This is a genomic window from Pseudomonas sp. G166 (assembly GCF_037027455.2).
Classification (GTDB): Bacteria; Pseudomonadota; Gammaproteobacteria; order Pseudomonadales; family Pseudomonadaceae; genus Aquipseudomonas.
Map to the genome: position 1 here is coordinate 6,164,121 of NZ_CP146985.1, position 25,757 is coordinate 6,189,877.

General features: G+C 60.8%; 22 protein-coding genes and 1 riboswitch. Of the genes, 13 read left to right on the forward strand and 9 right to left on the reverse strand.

What is annotated here, in order from left to right; translation table 11 throughout:
- Positions 1-124: 124 nt before the first annotated feature.
- Both ligB and SGN16_RS27375 read left to right on the forward strand, forming a co-directional pair.
- A complete protein-coding gene (gene ligB / locus SGN16_RS27370) occupies positions 125-1,798 on the forward strand; it encodes an NAD-dependent DNA ligase LigB (RefSeq protein ID WP_335944583.1) in 1,674 nt (557 codons plus the stop codon).
- A gap of 91 nt (positions 1,799-1,889) precedes the next feature.
- Positions 1,890-2,285: a DUF1090 domain-containing protein gene (locus SGN16_RS27375; RefSeq protein ID WP_335944584.1), complete on the forward strand. Its 396-nt coding sequence runs from the start codon at positions 1,890-1,892 to the stop codon at positions 2,283-2,285.
- A gap of 90 nt (positions 2,286-2,375) precedes the next feature.
- Here SGN16_RS27375 and SGN16_RS27380 read toward each other — a convergent pair whose 3' ends face one another.
- On the reverse strand, positions 2,376-2,825 hold the full coding sequence (locus SGN16_RS27380) for a cytochrome c (RefSeq protein ID WP_210641710.1): 450 nt from the start codon (positions 2,823-2,825) through the stop codon (positions 2,376-2,378).
- A gap of 125 nt (positions 2,826-2,950) precedes the next feature.
- On the opposite strand from SGN16_RS27380, the gene SGN16_RS27385 reads away from it, so the two are divergent.
- Entirely contained in the window at positions 2,951-4,138 is a 1,188-nt protein-coding gene (locus SGN16_RS27385) for a murein transglycosylase A (protein ID WP_335944585.1), read from the forward strand.
- A 153-nt stretch (positions 4,139-4,291) separates the two neighbouring features.
- Here SGN16_RS27385 and SGN16_RS27390 read toward each other — a convergent pair whose 3' ends face one another.
- Both SGN16_RS27390 and SGN16_RS27395 read right to left on the reverse strand, forming a co-directional pair.
- The gene (locus SGN16_RS27390; protein WP_210641714.1) at positions 4,292-4,675 is read right to left on the reverse strand and encodes an MAPEG family protein; all 384 of its coding nucleotides are present in this window, start codon (positions 4,673-4,675) and stop codon (positions 4,292-4,294) included.
- 49 nt (positions 4,676-4,724) lie between these two features.
- Positions 4,725-5,558, reverse strand: coding sequence for an EamA family transporter (locus SGN16_RS27395; RefSeq protein WP_335944586.1), 834 nt, complete (start codon positions 5,556-5,558; stop codon positions 4,725-4,727).
- A 196-nt stretch (positions 5,559-5,754) separates the two neighbouring features.
- Here SGN16_RS27395 and SGN16_RS27400 point away from each other — a divergent pair, with 196 nt between their 5' ends.
- Together SGN16_RS27400 and SGN16_RS27405 are read left to right on the forward strand one after the other, a co-directional pair.
- A complete protein-coding gene (locus SGN16_RS27400; RefSeq protein ID WP_210641718.1) occupies positions 5,755-6,915 on the forward strand; it encodes an MFS transporter in 1,161 nt (386 codons plus the stop codon).
- 242 nt (positions 6,916-7,157) lie between these two features.
- Positions 7,158-9,098 (forward strand): patatin-like phospholipase family protein, encoded by a 1,941-nt coding sequence (locus SGN16_RS27405; protein ID WP_335944587.1) that lies wholly within the window; start codon positions 7,158-7,160, stop codon positions 9,096-9,098.
- 39 nt (positions 9,099-9,137) lie between these two features.
- Here the strand turns inward: SGN16_RS27405 and SGN16_RS27410 are convergent, their stop codons facing one another.
- Positions 9,138-10,019: a formate/nitrite transporter family protein gene (locus SGN16_RS27410; RefSeq protein WP_335944588.1), complete on the reverse strand. Its 882-nt coding sequence runs from the start codon at positions 10,017-10,019 to the stop codon at positions 9,138-9,140.
- A gap of 214 nt (positions 10,020-10,233) precedes the next feature.
- Positions 10,234-10,638 carry a hotdog domain-containing protein gene (locus SGN16_RS27415; RefSeq protein WP_210641722.1) on the reverse strand — a complete coding sequence of 135 codons (405 nt, stop codon included), beginning with the start codon at positions 10,636-10,638 and terminating at the stop codon, positions 10,234-10,236.
- Between the two features lie 191 nt (positions 10,639-10,829).
- Positions 10,830-10,936, forward strand: a riboswitch (S-adenosyl-L-homocysteine riboswitch).
- 23 nt (positions 10,937-10,959) lie between these two features.
- On the opposite strand from SGN16_RS27415, the gene ahcY reads away from it, so the two are divergent.
- The 5 genes from ahcY to SGN16_RS27440 all read left to right on the forward strand — a co-directional run bounded on the left by ahcY (position 10,960) and on the right by SGN16_RS27440 (position 17,532).
- Positions 10,960-12,369 carry an adenosylhomocysteinase gene (gene ahcY, locus SGN16_RS27420; protein ID WP_210641724.1) on the forward strand — a complete coding sequence of 470 codons (1,410 nt, stop codon included), beginning with the start codon at positions 10,960-10,962 and terminating at the stop codon, positions 12,367-12,369.
- 190 nt (positions 12,370-12,559) lie between these two features.
- Positions 12,560-13,405, forward strand: a complete 846-nt coding sequence (gene metF / locus SGN16_RS27425) for a methylenetetrahydrofolate reductase [NAD(P)H] (RefSeq protein WP_210641727.1) — start codon at positions 12,560-12,562, stop codon at positions 13,403-13,405.
- 82 nt (positions 13,406-13,487) lie between these two features.
- Positions 13,488-14,570 (forward strand): hypothetical protein, encoded by a 1,083-nt coding sequence (locus SGN16_RS27430; RefSeq protein WP_210641730.1) that lies wholly within the window; start codon positions 13,488-13,490, stop codon positions 14,568-14,570.
- A 55-nt stretch (positions 14,571-14,625) separates the two neighbouring features.
- Entirely contained in the window at positions 14,626-15,402 is a 777-nt protein-coding gene (locus SGN16_RS27435; protein ID WP_210641732.1) for a transporter substrate-binding domain-containing protein, read from the forward strand.
- 267 nt (positions 15,403-15,669) lie between these two features.
- Positions 15,670-17,532: a DEAD/DEAH box helicase gene (locus tag SGN16_RS27440; RefSeq protein ID WP_335944589.1), complete on the forward strand. Its 1,863-nt coding sequence runs from the start codon at positions 15,670-15,672 to the stop codon at positions 17,530-17,532.
- A gap of 249 nt (positions 17,533-17,781) precedes the next feature.
- Here SGN16_RS27440 and SGN16_RS27445 read toward each other — a convergent pair whose 3' ends face one another.
- The 3 genes from SGN16_RS27445 to SGN16_RS27455 all read right to left on the reverse strand — a co-directional run bounded on the left by SGN16_RS27445 (position 17,782) and on the right by SGN16_RS27455 (position 21,289).
- On the reverse strand, positions 17,782-18,378 hold the full coding sequence (locus SGN16_RS27445) for a YceI family protein (RefSeq protein ID WP_212797965.1): 597 nt from the start codon (positions 18,376-18,378) through the stop codon (positions 17,782-17,784).
- A gap of 32 nt (positions 18,379-18,410) precedes the next feature.
- The gene (locus SGN16_RS27450; protein WP_210641737.1) at positions 18,411-18,962 is read right to left on the reverse strand and encodes a cytochrome b; all 552 of its coding nucleotides are present in this window, start codon (positions 18,960-18,962) and stop codon (positions 18,411-18,413) included.
- A gap of 569 nt (positions 18,963-19,531) precedes the next feature.
- Positions 19,532-21,289, reverse strand: a complete 1,758-nt coding sequence (locus tag SGN16_RS27455) for a flavin monoamine oxidase family protein (protein ID WP_335944590.1) — start codon at positions 21,287-21,289, stop codon at positions 19,532-19,534.
- A 246-nt stretch (positions 21,290-21,535) separates the two neighbouring features.
- Between SGN16_RS27455 and SGN16_RS27460 the strand changes: the two genes are divergently transcribed.
- Together SGN16_RS27460 and SGN16_RS27465 are read left to right on the forward strand one after the other, a co-directional pair.
- Positions 21,536-22,942: an adenosylmethionine--8-amino-7-oxononanoate transaminase gene (locus SGN16_RS27460; RefSeq protein ID WP_210641743.1), complete on the forward strand. Its 1,407-nt coding sequence runs from the start codon at positions 21,536-21,538 to the stop codon at positions 22,940-22,942.
- A gap of 133 nt (positions 22,943-23,075) precedes the next feature.
- Positions 23,076-23,795: a 16S rRNA (uracil(1498)-N(3))-methyltransferase gene (locus SGN16_RS27465; RefSeq protein WP_210641744.1), complete on the forward strand. Its 720-nt coding sequence runs from the start codon at positions 23,076-23,078 to the stop codon at positions 23,793-23,795.
- 136 nt (positions 23,796-23,931) lie between these two features.
- Here SGN16_RS27465 and SGN16_RS27470 read toward each other — a convergent pair whose 3' ends face one another.
- On the reverse strand, positions 23,932-24,549 hold the full coding sequence (locus tag SGN16_RS27470) for a hemolysin III family protein (protein ID WP_210641746.1): 618 nt from the start codon (positions 24,547-24,549) through the stop codon (positions 23,932-23,934).
- A gap of 195 nt (positions 24,550-24,744) precedes the next feature.
- On the opposite strand from SGN16_RS27470, the gene SGN16_RS27475 reads away from it, so the two are divergent.
- Positions 24,745-25,659, forward strand: a complete 915-nt coding sequence (locus SGN16_RS27475; RefSeq protein WP_335944591.1) for a LysR substrate-binding domain-containing protein — start codon at positions 24,745-24,747, stop codon at positions 25,657-25,659.
- Positions 25,660-25,757: the final 98 nt, after the last annotated feature.

Here is a 25,757-nt window from a genome sequence, read left to right on the forward strand (position 1 = left end):
TCACGTCGCACTGTACCGCCGCGACCTCGCCATCAGGCTTTGCAAAATCCGGTAACGCTCCAGGCCTCGCCCCCTTCGCCGCAGGGACTAGCCTTCGAGCACACCACCAAGCAAGGATGCTTCGATGCTGCCGTTATTGCGTGCACTCACCTGTTTTATCGTCATCACCCCTCCCGTCATCGCGGCGCCCTGCCCCGCTTGGCCCACCGATCGCGCCCAAGCAGAGATCAGTGCCCTGCAACGGCAAATCGACACGTGGGACGACAGTTATCACCGCCTCGGTCGAGCACTGGTGGCCGATGAGCTGTATGACCAATCCCACGCACAACTTGGCCAATGGCGCCATTGTTTCAGCCTTGAAGCGCCCAGTGATCCGTTGCGCTCGGCTGGCGGGAAGGTGCCACACCCTGTTGTCCATACCGGCCTGGAGAAACTCAAGGATGCCGAGGCCGTGGGGGCTTGGTTGCAGGGTCGCAAGGATGTCTGGGCCCAACCGAAAGTCGACGGCGTGGCGGTGACCTTGATCTATCGCCAGGGTCATCTGCAGCAGGCGATCAGCCGCGGCGATGGTGTCCAAGGGCATGACTGGACCGTGAATGCGCGCAAGATCGGCGCCATCCCCCAACGGCTGCGCCAGCCTTTGAACCTGCTCGTCCAAGGCGAGTTGTACTGGCGGCTGCCCGGCCATATCCAGGCCAGCCGCGGCAGTCTCAACGCCCGCGGGACCATGGCGGGCCTGATGGCGCGTACCAATCTGACGGTGCAAGAAGGGGCGGACATCGGTCTGTTTGTCTGGGATTGGCCTGAAGGGCCGGCCACCCTGCCCGAACGGATGACCACGTTGAATGAACTGGGCTTCGCTGACACCCTCGACTACAACCAGCCTGTCCAGGCCTTGGCCGATGCCGAGTACTGGCGCGACCACTGGTACCGCACGCCTTTGCCATTCGTCAGCGACGGCATCGTCCTGCGCCAGAGCCGCCGCCCACCCGCCGACCGCTGGCAAGCCAGGACGCCGTTCTGGAGCGTGGCCTGGAAATACCCGTACGCCCAGGCCCTGGCCGAGGTGCGCAAGGTGCGTTTCAAGGTCGGTCGTACCGGGCGCATTACGCCCGTACTGGAACTTGAGCCGGTCATGCTCGATGACCGGCGGATCCGCCGGGTGAGCGTCAGTTCCCTCAAACGCTGGGAGGAGCTGGACATCCGCCCCGGCGACCGGGTCGCCATCAGCCTGGCCGGGCTGACCATTCCACGCCTCGACAGCGTTGTGCTGCGCAGCGCCGAACGCCAGGACCTCGACGCCCCAACAGCAGCCGATTATCACTTCCTGAGTTGCTGGCAACCGACACCCGGCTGCGAAAGCCAGTTCCTGGCTCGCCTGAATTGGCTCAGCGGCAAGCATGGGCTTGCCCTGCCCCATGTCGGCCCCGACACCTGGGAAAAACTCCTGGCCGCTGGTCGGCTCGACGGATTGCTGGATTGGTTGACCCTCGATGCCGCCGAGCTTGCTAACATTGCCGGCTTCGGCGAGCTCAGCAGCACCCGCCTGCTCACCAGTTTGCACAGCGCCCGGCAACGCCCTTTCGCACAATGGCTCAAGGCCCTTGGCCTGCCGCCCGTCGGTGAGGCCCGACTGGAGGGGCCGTGGCAGAAGCTGGCCGAGCGCAACACCGAGCAATGGCAAGCCGAAGCCGGTATCGGACCGGGACGCGCCGCGCAATTGAGCGCTTTTTTCCGCGACCCGCAGGTACTGGCGTTGAGTGAAGTATTACGCACTGCCGGGGTCGACGGTTTTTGACACATGCCCCGAGCAGTTGAACCCAAGGGGCAAACGTGCGTTCCAACAGCGCATCTGTACCGATCGCTCGCGAGTTTTTTACGGAGTTGCTATGAATTTCCTGTCCCCCGTTGCCCTGCTGGTCTTGTGCAGCGCCATGGCCACCCCTTTGCTGGCGGATGAGCAATCACCGGAGCTCACCGGCTGCGCGGCCAAACGCCAGGGCATCATCAATCAGATCGAACTGGCCAAGACTCGCGGCAACAGCGACCAGCAGGCCGGCCTGGAAACAGCGCTGAACGAAGTCACCACCCATTGCACCGACGCCTCCTTGCGCAAGGAACGTGAAAACAGAGTGCTCGACGCCAAGCATGAAGTCAGCCGGCGCCAGGCCGATCTGGAAAAGGCCATGAAAAAAGGTGACTCGGAACGGATCAACAAGCGCAAGGAAAAGCTGGCGGCCTCCCGCAAGGAACTGCAGGAAGCGGTGGATGAGTTGGATAAGTGAACGCTGAAAGATCGTAGCCCTAGCCAGCGCCTACATAGGATCGTATCCAACCCGTAGGCGCTGGCGGAGCCTGCGATCTCTCAAGGGGTATCAATGATCCCGAAATTCTTTATGGCAGGCACTGCACGCATCTTCGACCTTCTGTACCGCCGGCCCCAGGTTACTGGCCTTGTAAGGCTGGACTTGGCTGGCGGTCACCAATTCACCGGTGGCGGCCTCAAGGCTGCGGGCCAGCTCCTGGAAACGTGCCTGCTGTTGCCAGACCGCATCCCGGGCGCTGGTGTGGTCTTCTTCGCGCACTTGCGGGAAGTGCTTCCACGGTTCGTGGGACAGTTGATCAAGTTGTACCGCGCCTTCGGCGAAGCGCGTGCCGTCGAACGGCACACGGCCGCGCAACATGCCACCCAATTCTTCATTGGTCTTGAGCATCTGTTTGAAGATCGCCTTGCGCTGGCCCAGGGGAGAGTTGGGATCGACGCCACCACAGGCGGACAGCATCAGGCAGGCCAGTACGGCCATGGAAAATCGTTTTACAAACATCTTGGCCTCGGGACAGGAAACGGCGGGTAGTATCCTCCGGTCATCGGCAAAGACCAATGACCCTATCAACAATACGGGTTGTTTGAGTGCATGACAGCGTTCGAATGACTGCAAAGGAAATCTTCATGAACAGCCGCTTCAAGACCTGGCACAAAGGCCTGGCATTGACCCTACCGTTGATCGCACTCCTGGCCGGCTGCAATCGCGGCGACAAGGTCGAAGAGCCTCAGACCCACGCCCTCGCCACGTATGTCAGCGCGCCGTGGGAAGCCTTGCCGTCGGTGTCCGATGAAGACCTGCTGGCCGGCTTCGGCTCCTGGCGCAGCGCTTGCACCCGGCTCAAGGCCGATGCGACCTGGGGCCCGACCTGCGCGGCAGCGGCCAATGTCCCGCAGACCGCCCCGGATGTGCGCAATTTTCTGAAGCAGAACCTGGACGTCTATGGCCTGCGCTCCGGCGACAACAGCCCCAACGGCCTGATTACCGGCTACTACGAGCCGGTCTACCCTGGCAGCCTCACCCAGACCGCCACCGCGAACGTGCCGGTGTATGGCGTGCCGGAAGACATGATCATCGTGGCGCTGGACAGCCTCTACCCCGAACTCAAGGGCAAACGCCTGCGCGGTCGTCTCGAAGGCCGGGTACTCAAGCCCTACGACGACGCGGCCACCATCGAAACCAACGGGGTGAAAGCACCGGTGATTGCCTGGCTGACCGACCCGATGAACCTGCAGTTCCTGCAAATCCAGGGCTCGGGTCGTATCCGCCTCAATGACGGCCGCCAGTTGCGCATCGGCTATGCCGACCAGAACGGCCACCCTTACCGGCCCATCGGGCGCTGGTTGGTCGAACAGGGCGAACTGAAGAAAGAAGACGTAACCATGGGTACCATCAGTGCCTGGGCCAAGGCCAACCCGAACCGGATTCCCGAATTGCTGGGCAGCAATCCCAGCTACGTGTTTTTCAACCGCAACCCCGACAGCAACGAAGGCCCGCGGGGCTCATTGAATGTGCCACTGACCGCTGGCTACAGCGTGGCGGTGGATCGCAAGGTGATTCCACTGGGCAGCCTGTTATGGCTATCCACCACTCGCCCCGACGGCAGCGCCTTGAACCGACCGGTCGCCGCCCAGGATACCGGCGGCGCAATTGCCGGCGAAGTGCGGGCGGACCTGTTCTGGGGCACGGGCGAGGCTGCGGGGCAATTGGCCGGGGACATGAAGCAACAGGGGCAGATCTGGATGTTGTGGCCCAAGGGCGCGGCGTTGCCGCAAGTGCCGCAAGTGGCGAATGCAGTCAGCGCCAATCCCTAAAGAGGTGTGTTGATTGTCCCGGCCCCATCGCGAGCAGGCTCGCTCCCACGGTTGATCTCCAGTGGACACATATTTTGTGTACGGCTAGATCCATTGTGGGAGCGAGCCTGCTCGCGATAGGGCCTCACAGACACTATGTCTCAACCGCCAGGCTCAGACCGAAACGAAGAAGAAACTCAGCACCAACCCCACCCCCACGAACCACACCAGCGACCGCAAGATGGCCCAGTCCGCCAGGTAGCAAATGATGTAGAGCAGACGACTGGTGATGAACAGCACCGCCAGCACGTTGATGGTCACCAGCTCGGCATTGCCGGCCAAGTGCGCGACGATCACCGCAGCAGCGAAAAATGGGCTGATTTCAAAGCTGTTCAGTTGCGCGGCGTAGGCGCGCCGGGGAGCGCCTTCGAGTGTTTCCAGGAAGTCCCGAGGGTCGTGGTTATCTGCCAGCCTGTATTTTCCACCTATCTTGGCAATGGCGATGCACAGGTAAGGCAGGAGAAAGGCAATCAAAATACACCACAGGGCAACCGTCATGAGGCAGTTCCTTCTTTGAGTTTTATAGAAATCGCAAGTCCAGCGCCGGTCAGAACTTCATCACCAGCATGCCAATCAGCACCAGCGCGCAAGCTAAGAGCCGCGGCCGCCCAAAAGGTTCTTTCAAGTAGCGCATGCCAAACAGTACAACCAGGATCACGCTGATCTCCCGCAACGCCGCAGCCTCGGCAATCGACCCCAGTTGCATGGCCCACAGCACCAGAGCGTAGCTGAACAATACGCAGAACCCGACCGCCAAGCCCAACCGCCACTGCTCGCGCCAAAACAGCAAGAACGCCGGTCGCTTACCGACCAACGCCAACAATGGAAACGGCCAGGCGCTGAGCAGCGTGACCCAGACCAGGTAATCCAATGGATGGGACCAACGCCGCAGGGCGTGACCGTCAACGAAGGTGTAGCAACCGATGCACAGGCCGATCAGCGCCACCACCGGCAGCATCGACCAGGGCAGTCGCTCGCCACCGCCGCCCTGCCACAACAGGCAAAGCATGCCGAACGGGATCAGCAAAATGCCGATGATCTGCTGAGTCGTCAGCACTTCCCCGGCGAAGATCAACGTCAGGGCCAGCACCACCAGTGGCGACAGGCCGCGCATCAGCGGATAGACCAGCCCCAGGTCACCGACCCGATAAGCCTGGATCAGCAGATAGCGATACAACAGCTCGAACAGCGCCGAGGCCAGGATCCACGGCCAGATCTCCAGCGGCGGCAATGCCACGAAACCCAGAGCTGCCCCTCCAAACAGCAACGCGACACTGTCCATGCACGCCACCACCAGCAAACGCTCACCGCTGAACTTGATCAGCGTATTCCACGCCGCATGCAACAGCGCCGCGACCAACACCAGAGCCGTTGCAAGCACGGCACGCTCCTTATTCCATCCAGAGAATTGATTCGCCATCCATCCGCGGCCGTTTATACTGCAAGCGACCACGCCGCACTCAGTTGCGCATACACCTATTCCAATAATTTCGCTGTTGCCCCGTTCACTCGAACCGGTGGTGCCGGCATGCGTATGCCTGATCAGAGCGTCAAGACTACAGACAGAGACCTTGCGCATGCCACTCGCCTTGCTTGCTTTGGCCGTCGCCGCTTTCGGCATCGGCACGACTGAATTCGTCATCATGGGCCTGCTGCCCGATGTCGCCCGAGACCTGGCCGTGAGCATTCCCCAGGCCGGGCTGCTTATTACTGGCTACGCCCTGGGCGTGGTGTTCGGCGCGCCGATCCTGGCGGTCGGCACCGCCAACATGCCGCGCAAGGCCACGCTGCTGGGCATGACGCTGATGTTCATCCTCGGCAACATGCTCTGCGCCCTGGCACCGAATTACGCCACGCTGATGGCCGCACGAGTCATCACCGCGCTGTGCCATGGGGCATTCTTCGGTATCGGCTCGGTGGTAGCGGCCGGGCTGGTGGCGCCGAACAAACGGGCCCAGGCCATTGCCATGATGTTTACCGGCCTGACCCTGGCCAACGTGCTGGGCGTGCCGTTGGGCACGGCCTTGGGCCAATACGCCGGCTGGCGCTCGACCTTCTGGGCCGTGTCAGTGATCGGGGTGATCGCCGCCATCGCTCAATGGGTCTGGCTGCCCAAGGAAATCCCCATGGACAAGGCCAACCTGGCCAGCGAGTTCAAAGTCCTGGGCAAGGCCAACGTGTTGCTCGCCCTCGGCATGAGCGTGCTGGCCTCCACCAGCCTGTTCAGCGTGTTCACCTACATCGCGCCGATCCTGCAGGACATCACCGGCGTCAGTCCCCATGGCATCACCATCATGCTGCTGTTGTTTGGCGTTGGCCTGACGGCGGGCAGCTTCCTCGGCGGGCGCCTGGCCGACCGACGCCTGCTGCCCTCGCTGGTGGGCATGGCCCTGGCCGTGGTGCTGGTGCTGGCCGCGTTCAGCCAGACCAGCCAGTCGGTGATTCCGGCGGCGATTACCCTGGTGCTATGGGGCATCTTCGCCTTCGCCCTATGCCCGATCCTGCAACTGCTGATCATCGACCAGGCCTTTGAGGCGCCGAACCTCGGCTCGACCCTGAACCAGAGCGCGTTCAATCTCGGCAACGCGGCTGGGGCGTGGATTGGTGGGTTGGTGGTGGCCAGTGGTGCGGATCTGGCGGATCTACCGTGGACCGGGGCAGCGGTCGGAGGCCTCACGGTACTGACCGCCTTGTTCTTTATCCAACGACAACGACGCTTGGCGGCAGTCGCTGTTTGAGGGCCTGAGAAATCTGCCCTGCCCGTGAGCGAATGGGCGACGCTTTCAGTAAGACTTTGTCCCCATCTGTGCGAGATGTTTTACCTACCTTCCAGAAGCCTTGTTCCAGAGCGCTTTTCATTGAAATCCGCCGAGTGCTGTTTGCAGTCGGCGGATGTTTGTCCAATTGAGTCGCAACGCAATAAGCCCTCGGATTTTGCTTAGAGTTCGGTCCCCCCCTTAGGTACAAGGAACGAACCAGAATGCTAGCCCCCATCTCGCGCGCGCCCCTTCAACCTCTCTCTTTCGAGAACAGAGACCAGACCGTAAAACAGGCGAATCCTGAAAATGACCGCCTATTGGTAGACCGCCCGACAGAACGGTCGATATCCATCACTCGGCATGGCGACGGTAGCGTTGATGTCACCATGAAGCGCCCCCCCATCACTAATCTGGTCCTGAGCGGCGGTGGCGCCAAGGGGGTAGCTTATTCGGGACTCGTCCATACGCTCGAAGCCACCGGAGTCATGAATTCCATCCAAACGTTTTATGGCTCCTCCGCAGGAGCCATATCGGCCGCACTACTTGCCAGCGGCATGGATCATGAGCGCTTCGACGAGATCTCTGACGAGATTTCCCTCGTTTCCTTGCTTAACAGCGCCGAGCCTGGTGTTTCAATCTGGCAGGACAGATTGTCGAAGTTGGGCGAAATGCTGAAAAACCTTCCGTTGGCGCAATTGCTGTGTGATCTGTTGCCACGCCTGGGTTCCAAGGGAATGCCGCTGGAAGATCTGATCCGGAAGGAATCCTGCAAGGCGTTTTTGAAGCATTGTGAGGATCATCGGGGACCTCTTCCCGAGAAAGCGCAACAAGCCGTTGCCAATGTGAAAGAAAATCAGTACGTCACCTTTGCTGACCTGGCGACGCTGAGCGAGAAGATCGATCAGATCAAGACCGTGGAAATCACCGGCACCGCCATGTTCGAGGAAGGCGCGCAATTGGTGGTCTTCAGCGCGGACCTGACCCCCAATATGGACATTGCCGTGGCAGCACATATTTCCGCGTCGCTGCCAGTCGTATTCAGCAAGCCAACCCAGCAAAAGCTGCCATTCCAACAGAACGATGAGAAGCGCATTGAAACCACGGCATTTGCCGATGGCGGCATCCTGAACAACACACCGATACGTGCCCTCTACAATCCCCCGATCCCGGACGGCGAGCATTTGATCCTGGTATTCGAGGCTGAAGAATCGGACCAGGAAAACCACCGAGGTACGGGCATCTCGGCCCTGATCGACAGATTCCTCAACGCCCCCCATACGGCTAGCTCTGCATGGAACGCCGAACAACTAAAGCGTTTTGCCGACCAGACCGTCATCGTGCCGATGAACAGCAAAAAGGGCGATTTCCGCGGCCTGAATGGAACGATCAATTTCAGCATGTCCGAGGACATCAAGAATCATCTCCAGGAAGATCTGCGCAAGGCGGTCCAGATCCATCTGGACGAGCGCAACGCCACTCAACAAACCTTTTCGTTTGCCTCGACCGAGGACGCCCTATTGGCCTTGGACGACCAAACGTTAGAGCAGTTAAGCGCAGAACTGGAGCGCGACGAAACCTGCGCCGAGGTGATCGCCTTCAGGCGGCACGCGCAACTGGCGCTGACGCAATTGAAGGAAGCGATCCAAGCAGCCAACGAAACGCCCGCTAAGCTTGAACCCACCCCACAGATGCACATGGCCATCTGGGCCCTCGACCAGCTTGCGGACCAGCCTGGCAGGCTGGAATGGCTGGCAAAACGCCTAAATCACGGCAATGACCCGGACTTCATGCAGTTCCTGCAGGCCGCCGCCGAGTGGGACAAAGGCGCGCCCCGCGCCATTTCCGAGGTCACCCGTCACGCCGTCGAGCAAATGCACTTGCAAGACATTGCCACGCGCATCCGTTACGCCACGCAACACGTGCTGAATCCTGCGTGCTTTCTCGGCGGCCAGCCAGAGGCGAACATCAAGCTGCTCAAAGGAGCCATCCGAGAACTGCAGGAAGTGCAGGGGCCAAACGAATCCAACAACTCACTGGAGCAGAAGATCACGTTCAACAACTCACTTGAACGAGTCATCGCGAACTACAGATCGCGCTACACGGGGATGCTTAATCCGGAATCGACAACCCGCAGGACACTGCGCAACATGCAGTTCAAATAACCGTCCACTCGCGCCGGGAGCCTGGGGTCAGGTTCCCGCCTACTCCGAGCCCTTGCGCTGCGTAGGCTTATCTAGGCGTTTATCTTTGGGCGGGCCCACTTCGCTACGAATCTGCGCATGACTGATCAAGGCGAAGATAAAGCTCCCGCCGACGATATTGCCCGCCAACGTCGGCCCGGCGAACACCATCCAGAAGTCCCCCCACGACAACTGGCCGGCAAACACCAGGTAGGAGACTTCGGCCGAGCCGACGACGATGTGGGTGAAATCCCCCAGCGCCATGAGGTAGGTGATGAGGATGATGATCCACATCTTGGCGCTTTCCATGGAGGGGATCATCCAGACCATGGTGGCGATCATCCAGCCGGAAATGATGCCTTTGGCGAACATCTGGCCGGTGTCGTTTTCCATGACTTTGCGACCGATCTCCAGGAAAGCCTGGTCGGTGCGCTGGTCGAAAATCGGCAGGTGCAGCATCACGTAGGCCACCAACACGGTGCCGCACAGGTTGCCCACCAGCACCACGCCCCAGAGCCGCATCAACCGGCCGAAATTGCCCAGGGTGGGTTTGCTCATGATCGGTAGCACGGCAGTCAGGGTGTTTTCGGTGAACAGTTGCTGGCGGGCGAGGATCACCGCGAGAAAGCCGGCGCAGTAACCGAAACTGGCGATGACCTTGAAGCCTTCGTGGTCCGGCAACCGGGAATTGAGCAACCCCATCGCCATCAGCGACAGGCCCATGGTCAACCCCGCCGCCAGGGCCGACCACCAGAGCGCGGCGATACTGCGTTCCAGTTCCTGGTTGCCCTGGGTGCGGATGATTTCATGCAGCACCGCAGCCCGCGGCGGCTGGTTACGGTCGACTTCGTGCTGTTCCTGCGCCGAAAGATCAGGGGTCTTGCCTTCTTCGTGGGTGTCCATACAGCTCCTGAACCGGTGGCGTGATGTACCTACGACACGCGGCGTTCGGAGCTGTTCAGTGGCGAGACCTGCTGTTCATCGCGACTTCAGATTTGAGGCGTTAGTAAAGCCGTCATCGCGAGCAAGCTCGCTCCCACAAGGGATTGTGTGACCTCAAGTGCAGCGCCAGCCAGTGCGGGAGCGCGCCTGCTCGCGATTGGAGACACCGCCGATCTCACTGACTGGTAATGTCATCCTGGAACTGATCCTTGACGTACCTGATCTCGGTCCGGCCATGAGGCGCTGGCAAGCCGTCTTCACCAAGATTGACGAAAACCATCTTCTCCACGGTCAGGATGCTCTTGCGCGTGATTTTGTTGCGCACTTCGCAAGTCAGGGTGATGGAGGTGCGGCCAAATTCGGTGGCAGTGATGCCCAGTTCGATGATGTCGCCCTGGCGCGAAGCACTGACGAAGTTGATTTCCGAGATGTACTTGGTGACCACGCGCTGGTTGCCCAACTGGACGATGGCGTAGATCGCCGCTTCTTCGTCGATCCAGCGCAACAGGCTGCCGCCGAACAGCGTGCCGTTGGGGTTGAGGTCTTCGGGCTTGACCCATTTTCGGGTGTGGAAATTCATGTTCACTCCTGAGCGTCTGGCCGATGAATGGCTGCATCATGGCAGACCGGGCGGGCAGGCTCTACATCGCGGCCCCTATAACGATCATCGGCAATTTTGATTTGCCGACAGAAACCCTTTTGGAAGATCCGATTAGCCCGTTATAATCGCCCCCGCTTTACCCGGTCCACGCTTTGGACCGTTCCCGCCACCTGTCCGAGGGGCGCTGCAGCAGGCTCGACCTGTCAGGCTCGGATGGGGCGTTGTTCGTATGGGGCTCCCCGCACGGACACTAAACGCACAACGGCGCCCATTCGCATACATTACGAATGGAGGCTCTTCATGAGCGCTGTTATTACGCCTGCCGCTTTTACCGATTACAAAGTCGCCGATATGTCCCTGGCCGCCTGGGGCCGTCGCGAAATCATCATCGCCGAATCCGAAATGCCAGCCCTGATGGGTCTGCGTCGCAAGTACGCCGGCGAGCAACCGCTCAAGGGCGCCAAGATCCTCGGCTGCATCCACATGACCATCCAGACCGCCGTGCTGATCGAAACCCTGGTTGCCCTGGGTGCCGAAGTGCGCTGGTCGTCCTGCAACATCTTCTCGACCCAGGACCAGGCCGCTGCCGCCATCGCCGCCGCCGGTATCCCGGTATTCGCCTGGAAAGGCGAGACCGAGCAAGAGTACGAGTGGTGCCTGGAGCAAACCATCCTCAAGGATGGCCAGCCATGGGACACCAACATGATCCTCGACGACGGCGGCGACCTGACCGAGCTGCTGCACAAGAAATACGCAGCCGTGCTGGAAAAAGTCCACGGCGTGACCGAAGAAACCACCACCGGCGTACACCGCCTGCTGGACATGCTGGCCAAGGGCGAACTGAAGATCCCGGCCATCAACGTCAACGACTCGGTGACCAAGAGCAAGAACGACAACAAATACGGCTGCCGTCACAGCCTCAACGACGCCATCAAGCGTGGCACCGACCACCTGTTGTCGGGCAAGCAGGCGCTGGTGATCGGCTACGGTGACGTGGGCAAGGGTTCGGCCCAGTCCCTGCGTCAGGAAGGCATGATCGTCAAGGTGTCGGAGGTCGATCCGATCTGCGCCATGCAAGCCTGCATGGACGGTTTCGAACTGGTTTCGCCGTTCATCGACGGGATCAACGACGGCACCGAAGCGAGCATCGACAAGGCACTGCTGGGCAAGATCGACCTGATCGTGACCACCACTGGCAACGTCAATGTCTGCGACGCCAACATGCTCAAGGCCCTGAAAAAGCGCGCCGTGGTCTGCAACATCGGTCACTTCGACAATGAAATCGACACCGCTTTCATGCGCAAGAACTGGGCATGGGAAGAAGTGAAGCCACAAGTGCACAAGGTTCACCGCACTGGCACTGGCAGCTTCGACCCGCAGAACGACGACTACCTGATCCTGCTGGCCGAAGGCCGCCTGGTGAACCTGGGCAATGCCACCGGTCACCCAAGCCGCATCATGGACGGTTCGTTCGCCAACCAGGTCCTGGCCCAGATCTTCCTGTTCGGCCAGAAATACGCCGACCTGTCGCCGGCCCAGAAAGCCGAGCGCCTGACCGTGGAAGTACTGCCCAAGAAACTCGACGAAGAAGTGGCCCTGGAAATGGTCCGCGGTTTCGGCGGCGTGGTCACCAAGCTGACCAAGCAACAGGCTGACTACATCGGCGTCACCGTCGAAGGCCCGTTCAAGCCACACGCTTACCGCTACTGATCGGCTATTGCCTGCTCTCCCTGTGGGAGCGGGCTTTTTGTGGGAGCGAGCTTGCTCGCGATGCTGGCACCTCGATCTAACTTTCGGGCCGAGGTGACACTCATCGCGAGCAAGCTCGCTCCCGCATAGGTCCGCTCCCACATTGAGATGCGCCAGGCTTCCAGCCCTACGAGTTTCCAAGGATATGACCATGTCCCAAGAACGTCGCTACAGCTTCGAGTTCTTCCCGACGAAGACCGATGCTGGGCATGAAAAACTGATCGCCACTGCCCGTCAGTTGGCCAGCTACAACCCCGATTTCTTCTCCTGCACCTACGGCGCCGGCGGTTCGACCCGTGACCGCACGATGAACACCGTGTTGCAGCTCGAAAGCGAAGTCAAAGTCCCGGCCGCCCCGCATCTGTCCTGCGTAGGCGACAGCAAGGACGACCTGCGCAGCCTGCTGACCCAGTACAAGGCCGCAGGCATCAAGCGTATCGTTGCCCTGCGCGGTGACCTGCCCTCGGGCATGGGCATGGCCAGCGGCGAGCTGCGTCACGCCAATGACCTGGTTGAGTTCATTCGTGAAGAGACCGGCGAGCACTTCCACATCGAAGTGGCTGCTTATCCGGAAATGCACCCACAGGCGCGCAATTTCGAAGACGATCTGCTCAACTTCGTCCGCAAGGCCAAGGCTGGCGCCAACAGTGCGATTACCCAGTACTTTTTCAACGCCGACAGCTATTTCTACTTCGTCGAGCGCATCCGCAAGATGGGCGTCGACATTCCTGTGGTGCCGGGGATCATGCCGATCACCAACTACAGCAAGCTGGCGCGGTTCTCCGACGCGTGCGGTGCGGAAATCCCACGTTGGATCCGCAAGCAGCTGGAAGCCTATGGCGACGACACATCCAGCATCCAAAGCTTCGGCGAAGAAGTCATCACGCAAATGTGTGAGCGTTTGTTGCAAGGTGGTGCACCGGGACTGCATTTCTATACCCTGAACCAGGCCGAGGCCAGCCTGGCGGTATGGAACAATCTCAAGCTGCCGCGTTAACGACTTATATGCCGTGATACAAAAAGGCCTTGGCGAAAACCAGGGCTTTTTTATAGCCAAGACATCTGGAGGACTGCAGTAGATGCCTATTGGTCAAAGGTCAACGACCCCACAACTCATTTATCTGGTCTACGGGGCCGAGACCTATCATCAGGAAGCGCTATTCAGCATCGCCAGTGCCCTGGCCGGTCTGCGTGAAACACCGGGCGAAGCGCTGGACATCCAGGTGTTCACGGATAACCTCCTGCCCTACGAGGGGCTACCGGTACGGTTACGCCACCTGGACAACGAAACCCGCCAGGCCTGGATCGAGCCCCATGGGTATCACTTCCGTGCCAAGCATGTGGTGATGCAAAAGGTGCTTGAAGAAGCTGAACTGGCACTGCTGATCGACACCGACACGTTCTTTCATTGCTCGCCCCTTGAACTGTTCCGTCGTGTTCAGCCAGGCACGCTGCTGTGCAATGCTTTCGGTCTGACTTATGGCGCCAACAAGGACTCGACGCTTTATCTGACCCTGGCCGACGTCATGCGCCAGCGGCAGCTGGCGGACGACGACATGCCCTTGCTGAACTCAGGTGTCATTGGTCTCAACTGCGCGGACGCGGCGGTTCTGGATCGCTCGATTGCCCTGATGGATGAGTTTTATCCTCTGGCAAATGGTGCCTACACCCTGGAAGAGCTCTGCTTGTCAGTGGCCGCCTACCGCTCAGTGCAGGTGCGTGAATGCCCGGACCTGATCCACCACTACTGGAGCCGTAAACAGCTGTTCCGGGCCAAGACCAAAGCCTGGCTCGACAAACATCGCGCCGCCCCTATCTGCCCGCAAGCCCTGGATGAAACCCGGCAAGTGACCGCTGTCCTGCCCCGCCCTCCCACATTGCAGCGTCTGGCCTATAAATTCATCACCCTGGCATTGCCCGGTCACAAGCGGCAATTCATGCGCGAAATCCTCTACGGCTGCTATCGCCATACCAACCAGTTCGACCAGGCCTGCGCCCCGGTCTGGTGGGAAAAGGCCCTGGAGAACCTTGAACACCGCCTGAAAAAGCCCTTGGAAGACCATGAACTCAAACACTGGCTCAACCATCCGCTGATTCGCCTGGTGCTGGGCGAACGCCGCGAAGCCATCTATCAGCACCTGATGCAGGCCAAAGGCAACTAAGGCGCGGTCCAGAGCGCTCTAGCTATTTGATGAGCTCTCGTCGTAACCTCAGGCCATGCCCGTTATTGCCCAGTTACTGACCGCCCTTCTCCTCTTGTGCCTGAGCCTGGCTGCCCGGGCGGAGAAGTTGCGCATTGTCACCGAAGCCTGGGCGCCTTACGTCTATGAAGAGAACGGCAAAATCCTCGGACTCGACTACGAAACCACGGCGATTGTGTTCAAACGCCTGGGCATCGACGTGGAATGGCAACTCCTGCCCTGGAAGCGTTGCCTGGCGATGCTGGAACAGGGATTAGCGGACGGGGCGCTGGATATTTTTCACAGCGATGAGCGCGACGCCATGCTGCTCTATCCCAGCGAACCCCTGTCGGAGGTGGAGTTCGTGATGTTCTACGCCAACGCCCGGCCCCATCCGTTTAGCACGCTCGATGACCTGGGCGGCCTGACCGTCGGTACATCTCCCGGCTATCTGTACAGCCAGGCCTTCAGTGAATCGCCCCTGTTCAAGCGTGAAACAGCGCCGACCCACGAAGCCAACTTCGGCAAGTTGCAACTGGGCCGGATCGACCTGCTCATCACTGACCGCCGGGTAGGCCGGCACGTGCTCAATCAAATGCAACTGAGCGACCAGATCACTGAAAACCCAACGGTGGTGAGCCGTCAAAGCCAATACCTGGCGGTACGGCGCAGCGCCGGGATGGATTTGCTGGTGCAACGCTTCGGTGCCGAACTCAAGCGCTTCAAGCGCGAACCGGCCTACGCCGAGCTGAGCGCCCGCTACGGCGCCGACCTGGTAACCAAGGCGGCGGCGCCCTACCCGACGCAACGCTGAAATAAACCGTTGAGCAGCAGGAAAGCGGCGCACAGCGTTTGCTCTGTTATACTCCGGCCTTCCCGCCAGGCTTACGCCCGGACGCCCGGTCTTGCAAAAGGCATCCCGACACCGCTACAGCGCAGCTTCCAGCCCGCGCGAGCCCTGTCCGGACCCGCCTTTGAGACTCGGCAGGACCGGACGGGATGACGTCTTTTTTATTGAACGTCGTTCGCGCCAGGCAAGACTATCCCATTGGGCCAGGCCCTCACTAAAACAGGATTACTCATGTCCTTTGCTTCCCTCGGTCTCTCCGAGGCTTTAGTCCGCGCCATCGAGGCCGCCGGCTACACCGAGCCTACCCCGGTGCAACAGCGGGCCATTCCCGCCGTGTTGCAAGGTCGCGACCTGATGGTCGCGGCACAGACAGGTACTGGTAAAACCGGTGGTTTCGCCCTCCCGATCCTGGAGCGGCTGTTCCCCAACGGTCACCCAGACAAATCCCAGCGTCACGGCCCGCGCCAACCGCGCGTACTGGTCCTGACCCCTACCCGCGAACTGGCAGCCCAGGTCCACGAGAGCTTCAAGGTCTACGCTCGTGACCTGAAGTTCGTCAGCGCCTGCATTTTTGGCGGCGTCGGCATGAACCCCCAGGTCCAGGCCATGTCCCGTGGCGTCGATGTTCTGGTGGCGTGCCCCGGCCGGCTGCTGGATCTGGCAGGCCAAGGCAGTGTCGATCTGTCCCACGTGGAAATCCTCGTGCTGGACGAAGCCGACCGCATGCTCGACATGGGCTTTGTCCATGACGTGAAGAAAGTCCTGGCTCGCCTGCCCGCCAAGCGCCAGAACCTGCTGTTTTCGGCGACGTTCTCCAAGGACATCACCGACCTGGCCGGCAAGCTGCTGCACAACCCGGAACGCATCGAAGTCACGCCGCCCAACACCACGGTCGAGCGCATCGAACAGCGTGTATTCCGCCTGCCGGCCAGCCACAAGCGAGCCTTGCTGGCGCACTTGATCACCGCTGGCGCCTGGGAACAGGTCCTGGTGTTCACCCGTACCAAGCACGGCGCCAACCGCCTGGCCGAGTACCTGGACAAGCATGGCCTGCCGGCCGTGGCGATCCACGGGAACAAGAGCCAGAACGCCCGCACCAAGGCCCTGGCCGATTTCAAGGCTGGCGAAGTACGCATCCTGGTCGCCACCGACATCGCCGCCCGCGGCCTGGACATCGACCAGTTGCCTCACGTGGTCAACTTCGAGCTGCCGAACGTCGATGAAGACTACGTGCACCGTATCGGCCGTACCGGCCGGGCCGGTCGTTCGGGCGAAGCGATCTCGCTGGTCGCGCCGGACGAAGAAAAACTGCTCAAAAGCATCGAGCGCATGACCAAGCAGAAAATCGCCGACGGCGACCTGATGGGCTTCGATGCCAGCACCATCGAGGCCGAGAAGCCTGAAGTGCGTGAACGTCCGGACGTGCGCAACCCGCGCAACGCCCGTGGCCCACGTGGCGACGGTCCGAATGGCGGCGGTGGTGGCGGTGGCCGCAAGGACAAAGGCAAGGACAAAGGCAAGGAAAAACCGGCCAGCAACAGCCGTGGCGAACGTCCGGCCCGCGAGCAAAAGCCTCGCGAAGGCACGCCAGCCCGTGAACAGCAGCGCCCAGCTCCACGCGCCGCAGCCGATCGCGCCCCGGACGAGTTCCTGGACGACGATATCGATAACTTCGGTAACCGCGTCGACTACGTGCCCCAGCAGAAACCGGCCCAGGGTCGCGGTCGCCGTCCGGGCGCCCCGGCACAAGGCGCTGGCGCAGGTGCACCGCGTAGCAGCCAGCCACAAGGTCGCCAGAACGGTCCACGCAACAGCAACGGCTCGTCCACCGGCACCCCACCGGCCAAGCGCAACGGCCCGCGCAACGGTGCTCCCCGTGACGGCCAGGCCCGTCGCGAAGACACCCGCCCGCGCCGCCCTGCCCGTGACGACCAGCCTCGTCAGGAACCGGCCGTGCAGGCTCCCCGTGGCAACCAGCCGAAGATCATGCACAAGGAATCGAAAGCCGATCGCTTCCCGACGCCTGAGCAACTGGATCAACTGCCAAGCCGTCCACGGGGCGAGAAGCCAGCGCTCCTGACCCGCAATCGCTGAGTTTTTCCAAGCCTTGAAAAATGCCCCTGGTCTCGCGATCAGGGGCATTTTTGTTTGATGGGACTCTGATCTAACCCTGTGGGAGCGAGCCTGCTCGCGATAGCGGTGGGTCAGTCACCGCTCTTTTCATGTGCCGGCCTCATCGCGAGCAGGCTCGCTCCCACAGGGGGCACTGCGTTGCCATAATCAGCGCAATAAAAAACGCCCCTGATCGCCAAGACCAGGGGCGTTTTTTTGTCAGTGCCAAAGTTATTTCGCTTTGACACCTTCAAACGAGATGTACAGCTCAACGGCGTCGGACTGTGGACCCAGGTCCATCATCTTGCCGAAGTCAGAACGCTTGATGCTGGTGGTGCCCTCGAAGCCAGCACGGTAGCCGCCCCACGGATCCTTGCCTTCACCCAGGAACGTGGCCTTGACCACGATTGGCTTGGTCACGCCGTGCAGCGTCAGGTCGCCGGTCACGTCTGCGGTGTCTTTACCATCAGCGTTCTTGCCGGTGGGCTTGACGCTGGTGGACACGAACTTGGCATCGGCGAACTTGCCTACGTCCAGGAAGTCCTTGCTGGCGATGTGCTTGTCGCGCTCGGCGTGATTGGTGAACACGCTGGCGGTACGTACGTTGAACTCGATCTTGCTGGCTTCAGGCTTGGCGGCGTCGAAGCTGAACTTGCCGTCGATGTCCTTGAAGGTACCGGTGATGTAGCTGTAGCCCAGGTGGCTGATCTTGAAGTCGACGAAGGCGTGCTGGCCTTCCTTGTCGACTACGTAGTCGGCAGCCATGGCCTGGCCGGCCGACAGCAGTGCAGAACCGATTGCCAGGGCGGCGAGCGTCTTTTTCAACATGCTTTCTATTCCTTTGGAGTCGAGGTTGAACATCAGGCTTGGCGTCCCAGCATGCGCTTGAGGGTCGCGTCACGGTCGATAAAGTGGTGTTTCAATGCTGCCAACGCGTGGAGGCCGGAAAAAATGACCAGCGCCCACGCCAGGTACAGGTGAATCTGGCCAGCGACGTCTGCCTGATCGGGCAGTCCGGACACCAGCGCGGGTACTTCAAACAGGCCAAACACCGGAATCCCGACACCGTCTGCGGTGGAAATCAGGTAACCGGCAATCATCACGGCGAACAACCCGAGATACAGGGCGCTATGGCCAAGCTTGGCGCCGATACGGGTGAGACGCCCGTAGGTTTGCAGGGTCGGCGGCGGCGGGCTGACAAAACGCCAGATCACCCGCAGCAACATGACCGCCAGCAGCACCAGGCCAATGCTCTTGTGCAGGTCCGGCGCGTCTTTGCGCCAGGTGCTGTAGTAATCCAGGCCGACCATCCACAGGCCCAGGGCGAACAGCCCATACACTGCCAGCGCAACGCCCCAGTGCACAGCGATACTGACCCAGCCATAGCGAGAAGAAGAGTTGCGTAGCTGCATTGCTCATATCCTGTAAAAACTGCGATCAAGACTAGCGAGTTATCTATCGATTTAAAGCGGAAATTTTCGCTTTGAAATATCGAGAAATACGATCATCAGTCTGGAGGGGGTGAGTTAAGGAAAGATTAAAGGCAATACGGTGCGTAATGGGCGATAGGTACACCCGGGGAGAGCCGGAGAGCTTGAAGTACTAATTCACCGAGCACTCAGGCTTAAATGGGTCGATTGTGCACTTGTACGCTAGCTGCGGATCTCTCTTTGGGATCATCGGAATTGTTAAAGGGTCCCGGCATTCGCCAGATACACATCCTGAAAGTGCTACCAACATGATCATCGCTATTAGAATTTTCATAAACGCTCCAGTTTTTTGAGGAGCCTAAAGCCGATGACCGGGTGTGCTCTATCACTTCCATCCCCTTGTTTGGTGGGAAGTTTCCGATATGTCGCCGAGGCGTGTAGGACGTTAGCGCTCGTTGCGCAACCCCGGGCTCTGGGCCGCAGCGTCAGTGCACGCCTAATGCCGGATAAAAAAACGCGGCCCTTGGGCCGCGCTTTTTTACGCCTGAACGTTACTGAGCCTGGGTCTCAGTAGTCGTCGCCGGTTTGGCCACTGGCTTCTTCGCCGGTTCAGCCTTTTTCACCGGTGCCTTGGCCGGGGCTTTTTTTGCCGGGGTCTTGGCTGCCGGTTTCTTCGCCGGTGCTTTCTTGGCAGGCTCGGCTTTTACTGGGGCCACGGGCTTCGGCGCTTCTACCGGCGCAGGCGCCGGGGTTGGCGCTGGAGCAGGTGTCGGGGCTGGCGGCGCTACCGGCTCGGGTGCCTTGACCGGCTCCGGCTTCTTGTCGTCATCCGAGCCACCAAACAGGTTGCTGAAGAAGTTGCCTTTCTTCGCCGCCACCGCACCGGCCGCTGCTGCCGTTGCAACTGGCGCGACCTTGGCCGGTTCAAACGACTTGCCCGCCGCCAGGTCTTCAACCTGGCTGGCTGCCCGCTGACCGCTGCGCAACGCGCCTTCCAGGGTGCCCGGGTACAAAGTGTCGGTGTGTTCGCCGGCAAAGGCTATGCGCTGCAATGGTTTTTCCCACAGGCGCCAGTATTTGCTGATCTGGCCCGGACCAAAGGCCAGGTATGCGCCGCCCATGGACGGGTCGGTGCTGTAGCGGCGGATTTCATAACCGGTGAACGCCCCACGTGCCTGTGGATAAAACGCGTGGAGGCGGATCAGCACCTGATCGACCATCTGCTTGTCGCCGAAGGCCTGCATCACCCGGGCGTTGTCGCCGGACAGGTTGATGACCACGTTGGCGCCGCCCTTCATGGCCGGCTCGATCCACATCATGCCCAGGCCGGTGTTGCTGTAGATCTCACCCGACATGCGCGCCTTGCTGTCCCAGACCGGGGTCTTGAACTTGAGCATGATCTGGTCGCGCCAGCCGTAGTTGGTGCCCTTGATCGCGCCTTGATGCTGGGCGTCCAGGGCCGGGGTCAGCTGGATTTTGTTCAGCGCGCGCAACGGCACGGCCAGCACCACGTAATCCGCCTGATAACCAACGCTGCCGACCTTGACGGTGACGCCGTCCTTGTCCTGGGAGATGGCCGATACCGGCGAGCTGGTCTTGATGATTTTCAGCTGTTTGACGAAGGCCTGGGCCAGGGTCGGACTGCCGCCGAGCAGGCGAGAAGCCCGCAGGTCACGGTCGGACACGCCACGATAGACCCGGTTCTGTTGTGCGAAATACAGCAGTGACAGGCGCGAAGGTTCGTCGTAGCGGGTGCGAATTTCCTGGTTCACCAACTGACGCGCAGTGGCCGGCAGTTGCAGGCGGTCGAGCCAATTGGACACGGTGATCTGGTCCAGCGAATGCAAGGTGCTGGTGGCCGCCGGGTTCTGCGGGTCTTCAATGGAGCGCGCCAGATCGTCCAGGGTGGTTTCGTAGCGTTTGAGGGCTTCGGCCGTTGCCGGCTGCTTGGTCGCCAGGTCAGCGGCCGTGTAGTAGGTACCGTCGATCAGATAGCTGGGGGTGCGCACGAATTCCGGGGCCGGCGTGGTGCTCAGCTTGAATGTGGAGACGTACTTGTTCAGCACCGGCTGAGTCTTCTCGTTGCCGATCCACTCGCTCGTGGCCATGCCCGAACGACCGCCCAGGCTCGGTTTGGCTTCCAGCAGAGTCACGGCCCAACCTTTGTTCTGCAGCTCATAAGCCGCCGTGAGCCCCGCCAGGCCGCCTCCGACGACGATGGCCGTCGGTTGCTTGTCCTTGGCCAGCGCCGAAACGCTGAACAGCCCTATCATCACCAGCGCACAGGCGCGCAGCCAACCAGCAGACATTCAACGAACTCCGGAGTAAACGTAGGTAATTTCAGTTTTTCGAGCCAGGCGGCTCTCGATTTTTCGAGCCAGTCGGCTCAGAGACGGCGAAGAATACGTCAGCCATCAAAGCGCCGCCAGCGGCGTCTATCGCCTTGCTCAAAGTAGCGCGAACGACACAATGGGTTGTCCCCAGGGCCGCCATTGCATAGGCTTGCGCGATTGTTTTGCCCGCGCCCGCCGCGAGCCGCCTCGAGGAGACTGTACATGGGCCTGAATAACCAGTGGATGCAACGCGACCTCGCGGTGCTGTGGCATCCCTGCACCCAGATGAAAGACCACGAACGCCTGCCACTGATCCCCATCAAGCGCGGTGAAGGCGTGTGGCTGGAAGACTTCGAAGGCAAGCGCTACCTCGATGCCGTCAGTTCCTGGTGGGTCAACGTGTTCGGCCACGCCAACCCGCGCATCAACCAGCGGATCAAGGATCAGGTCGATCAGCTGGAGCACGTGATCCTCGCCGGCTTCAGCCATCAACCGGTGATCGAACTGTCCGAGCGCCTGGTGAAGATGACGCCCGAGGGCCTGACCCGGTGTTTCTACGCCGATAACGGCTCGTCCTGCATCGAAGTGGCGATGAAGATGAGCTTTCACTACTGGATCAATCGCGGCCAGCCGGATAAAAAACGCTTCGTCACCCTGAGCAACAGCTACCACGGCGAAACCATCGCGGCGATGTCGGTGGGCGATGTGCCGCTGTTCACTGAAACCTACAAGGCGCTGCTGCTGGACACGATCAAGGTGCCCAGCCCTGACTGCTACCACCGCCCTGAAGGCATGGGCTGGGAGGAGCATTCACGCAACATGTTCGCCGCCATGGAGCAGACCCTCGCCGAGCACCACGACACCGTCGCGGCGGTGATCGTCGAGCCGCTGATCCAGGGCGCCGGCGGCATGCGCATGTACCACCCGGTGTACTTGAAGTTGCTACGCGAAGCCTGCGACCGCTACGGCGTGCACCTGATCCACGATGAAATCGCCGTCGGCTTCGGCCGCACCGGGACGATGTTCGCCTGTGAGCAGGCTGGCATCACGCCGGATTTCCTCTGCCTGTCCAAGGCCCTGACCGGCGGTTACCTGCCGCTGGCGGCGTGCGTGACCACCGACGAGGTCTACAGCGCCTTCTACGACGACTACCCGACCCTGCGCGCCTTCCTGCACTCCCACAGCTACACGGGCAACCCCCTGGCCTGTGCGGCGGCCCTGGCGACGCTGGATATCTTCGAAGAAGACAACGTCATCGAAAACAACCAGGCCCTGGCCCAGCGCATGGCGAGCGCCACCGCCCACCTGGCCGACCATCCGAACGTCGCCGAGGTGCGCCAGACCGGCATGGTACTGGCGATCGAGATGGTCAAGGACAAGGCCAGCAAGACCGCCTACCCATGGCAGGAGCGACGCGGCCTGACGGTGTTCCAGCATGCCCTGGAGCGCGGCGCGTTGCTGCGCCCGCTGGGCAGCGTGGTGTATTTCCTGCCGCCGTATGTGATCACCCCGGAGCAGATCGATTTCCTGGCAGAAGTGGCCAGCGAAGGCATCGACATCGCCACCCGGGACAAAGTCAGCGTGGCGGTGCCGAAGGATTTTCATCCGGGCTATCGTGACCCCGGCTGAGCCCTGAACTTCTCGTTCCCACGCTCTGCGTGGGAATGCATCCCGTGACGCTCCGCGTCACATCCACAGCGGACGCAGAGCGTCCTATGGCGGCATTCCCACGCGGAGCGTGGGAACGATCGAGAGAAAAAACATGAGACTGTCCCGCTTCTTCATCGACGCGCCCCTGAGCCTCGGCGAGCACGAGTTGCCCGAAGCCCAGGCCCACTACATCGGCCGTGTGCTGCGCATGGCCGAGGGCGATGCGGTGCAGGTGTTCGACGGCTCCGGCCAAGAGTTTCGCGGCACGTTGGCCGAAGTTGGCAAGAAACGCGTACGGGTGCAGTTGGACGAGCAGTTCGCCGGGCAGGTTGAATCGCCGTTGCACATCCATCTCGGCCAAGGCCTGTCACGGGGCGAGCGCATGGATTGGGCGATACAGAAAGCCACGGAACTGGGGGTCAGCGAGATCACGCCGATTTTCAGCGAGCGCTGTGAAGTACGCCTCAAGGACGAACGCGCCGACAAGCGCCTGCTGCACTGGCGCCAGGTGGCGATCAGCGCTTGCGAGCAATGTGGGCGTTCGACCGTACCAGTGATCCATCCGCCGCTGCTGCTGGCTGACTGGCTGAAGCAGACCGAGGCCGAGCTCAAGCTGGTACTGCACCCGGTGGCCGAGCCGCTGGTCAGCCATGCCAAGCCGCAGGCATTGGCGTTCCTGATCGGCCCCGAGGGCGGTTTGTCGGACGCCGAAGTCGAACAGGCCAAGACCGCCGGCTACCACGCCGCCCGCCTCGGCCCCCGCGTGCTGCGCACGGAAACCGCACCGGTGGTGGCGCTGGCGGTGGCGCAGCAGTTGTGGGGGGATTTCTAGCTTCCTGCGTCCACTGAAGATCAATGTGGGAGCGAGCTTGCTCGCGATTGCGGTTTAACATCCAACACGGATGCCGACTGATCCACCGCCATCGCGAGCAAGCTCGCTCCCACAATGGATCAACGGTGTTCAGGCGTCAGAGCACATAGAGCAAAATCGCCACGAAGTGCAGCAGGCTGCCGGCGATCACGAACAGGTGCCAAATCCCATGGGCATGGCGCAGCCGGTGATCCAGCGCAAAAAAGATAATGCCCACGGTGTACAGCACGCCGCCCGAGGCCAGCCAGGCAAACCCGGCGCTGCCCAGGGCCGCCAACAGCGGTTTGACCGCCACCAGCACGATCCAGCCCATCACCGCATAGATCACGATCGACAGGATCCGCGCTTCGGAACGTGGCTTGATCTCCTGCAGAATCCCGATCAGCGCCAGTCCCCAGACGATCCCGAACAACGTCCAGCCCCACGGCCCGCGCAAAGTCACCAGGCAGAATGGCGTGTAACTGCCAGCGATCAGCAGGTAGATGGAAAAGTGATCGACCTTCTGCATGATCGCTTTCTTGCGCCCGCGCACGCTGTGGTAAACCGTCGAAGCGCTGTAGAGCACCAGCAAGGTAAAACCGTAGATGGCCACGCTGACGATCTTCCACGGATCGCCAGCCATCCCGGCAATCACCAGCAGCCACACCGCCCCGATGAAAGCCGCCACCGCCCCGACCAGGTGCGTCCAGGCGTTGAGTCGTTCGCCGTGATACATCCCATCCCACCTCACATTCCAGAACAGACGCCAAGGCTCAGGCTTGGCGCTACAAAGTGCAATGTTTTGCTTGCTGGGAGCAAGGCTTGTCCGCGATGAAGGTAACGCGGTTTCTACACAACCGAGTCGCCTGCTTCGCGAGCAAGCTTTGCGCCCACAGGGCACAATCGAGCGATACGAATAAGAGTCTGCCCCATGCTGATCGACGAAGAATTGACCCTGAAGAAGCTCGAGGTGTTCCTGGCCTTCATGCGCACCGGCAACCTGGCGCGGGCGGCGGCCGAGTTGCAGACCAGCAACGTCAGCGTGCACCGGGCCATTCACTCGCTGGAGAGCGCCTTGCGTTGCCCGCTGTTCAAGCACGAAGGCCGCAACCTCACGCCGCTGGAAAGCGCCTATGTGCTGGAGGAACGGGCGCAGAAACTGATCCAGGATGTGGTCGAAAGTGTGCGCCTGACCCGTGAAGCAGCCGGTTTCTCCGCCGAGCGCTTCAAGCTCGGCTCGCTGTACTCGCTGACGGTCAAGACCGTGCCGCAGTTGATCATGGGCCTGAAAATCCGCCGCAGCGAACTCAATATCGACCTGATCCTGGGTTCGAACATCGACCTGCTGTACAAACTCAAGAACATGGAAGTGGACGCGATCCTGATTTCCCTAGATGACAGCGTGAACGATCCGGACTGCGAACATATCGCGCTGTTTTCCGATGACATCTTCCTCGCCACGCCAGCTGATTCGCCCTTTGCCCAACGCACCGAAGTCGATCTGGCCGAGGTGCGCGACGAGACGTTCATCACCTTGACCCAGGGTTTTGCCACGCATCAGGACGGTATTCGGGTATTCAAGCAGGCGGGGTTCGAGCCGAAGGTGGCGATGCAGGTCAACGACATCTTCACCCTGTTGAGCATGGTCAGCTCCGGGGTGGGCTATGCGTTGCTGCCGGGCAGGATTGCGGCGGTGTATGAAAATCGGGTGAAACTGATCCCGTTGCAGGAAAAATACCGGTTGCAGCAGCACATCGGCGTGGTGTTTCTCAAGGCCAAGGAGCGTGACCCGAATCTGCTGGCGCTGTTGGCCGAATGCCGGATGTACGCCAATCGCCAGGCTTGAAACCGAGTCGCCATCATCGCGAGCAAGCTCGCTCCCACATTGATTTGTGTCGTCCCCAAAACCTGAGTGCGACACAAAACCTGTGTGGGAGCGAGCTT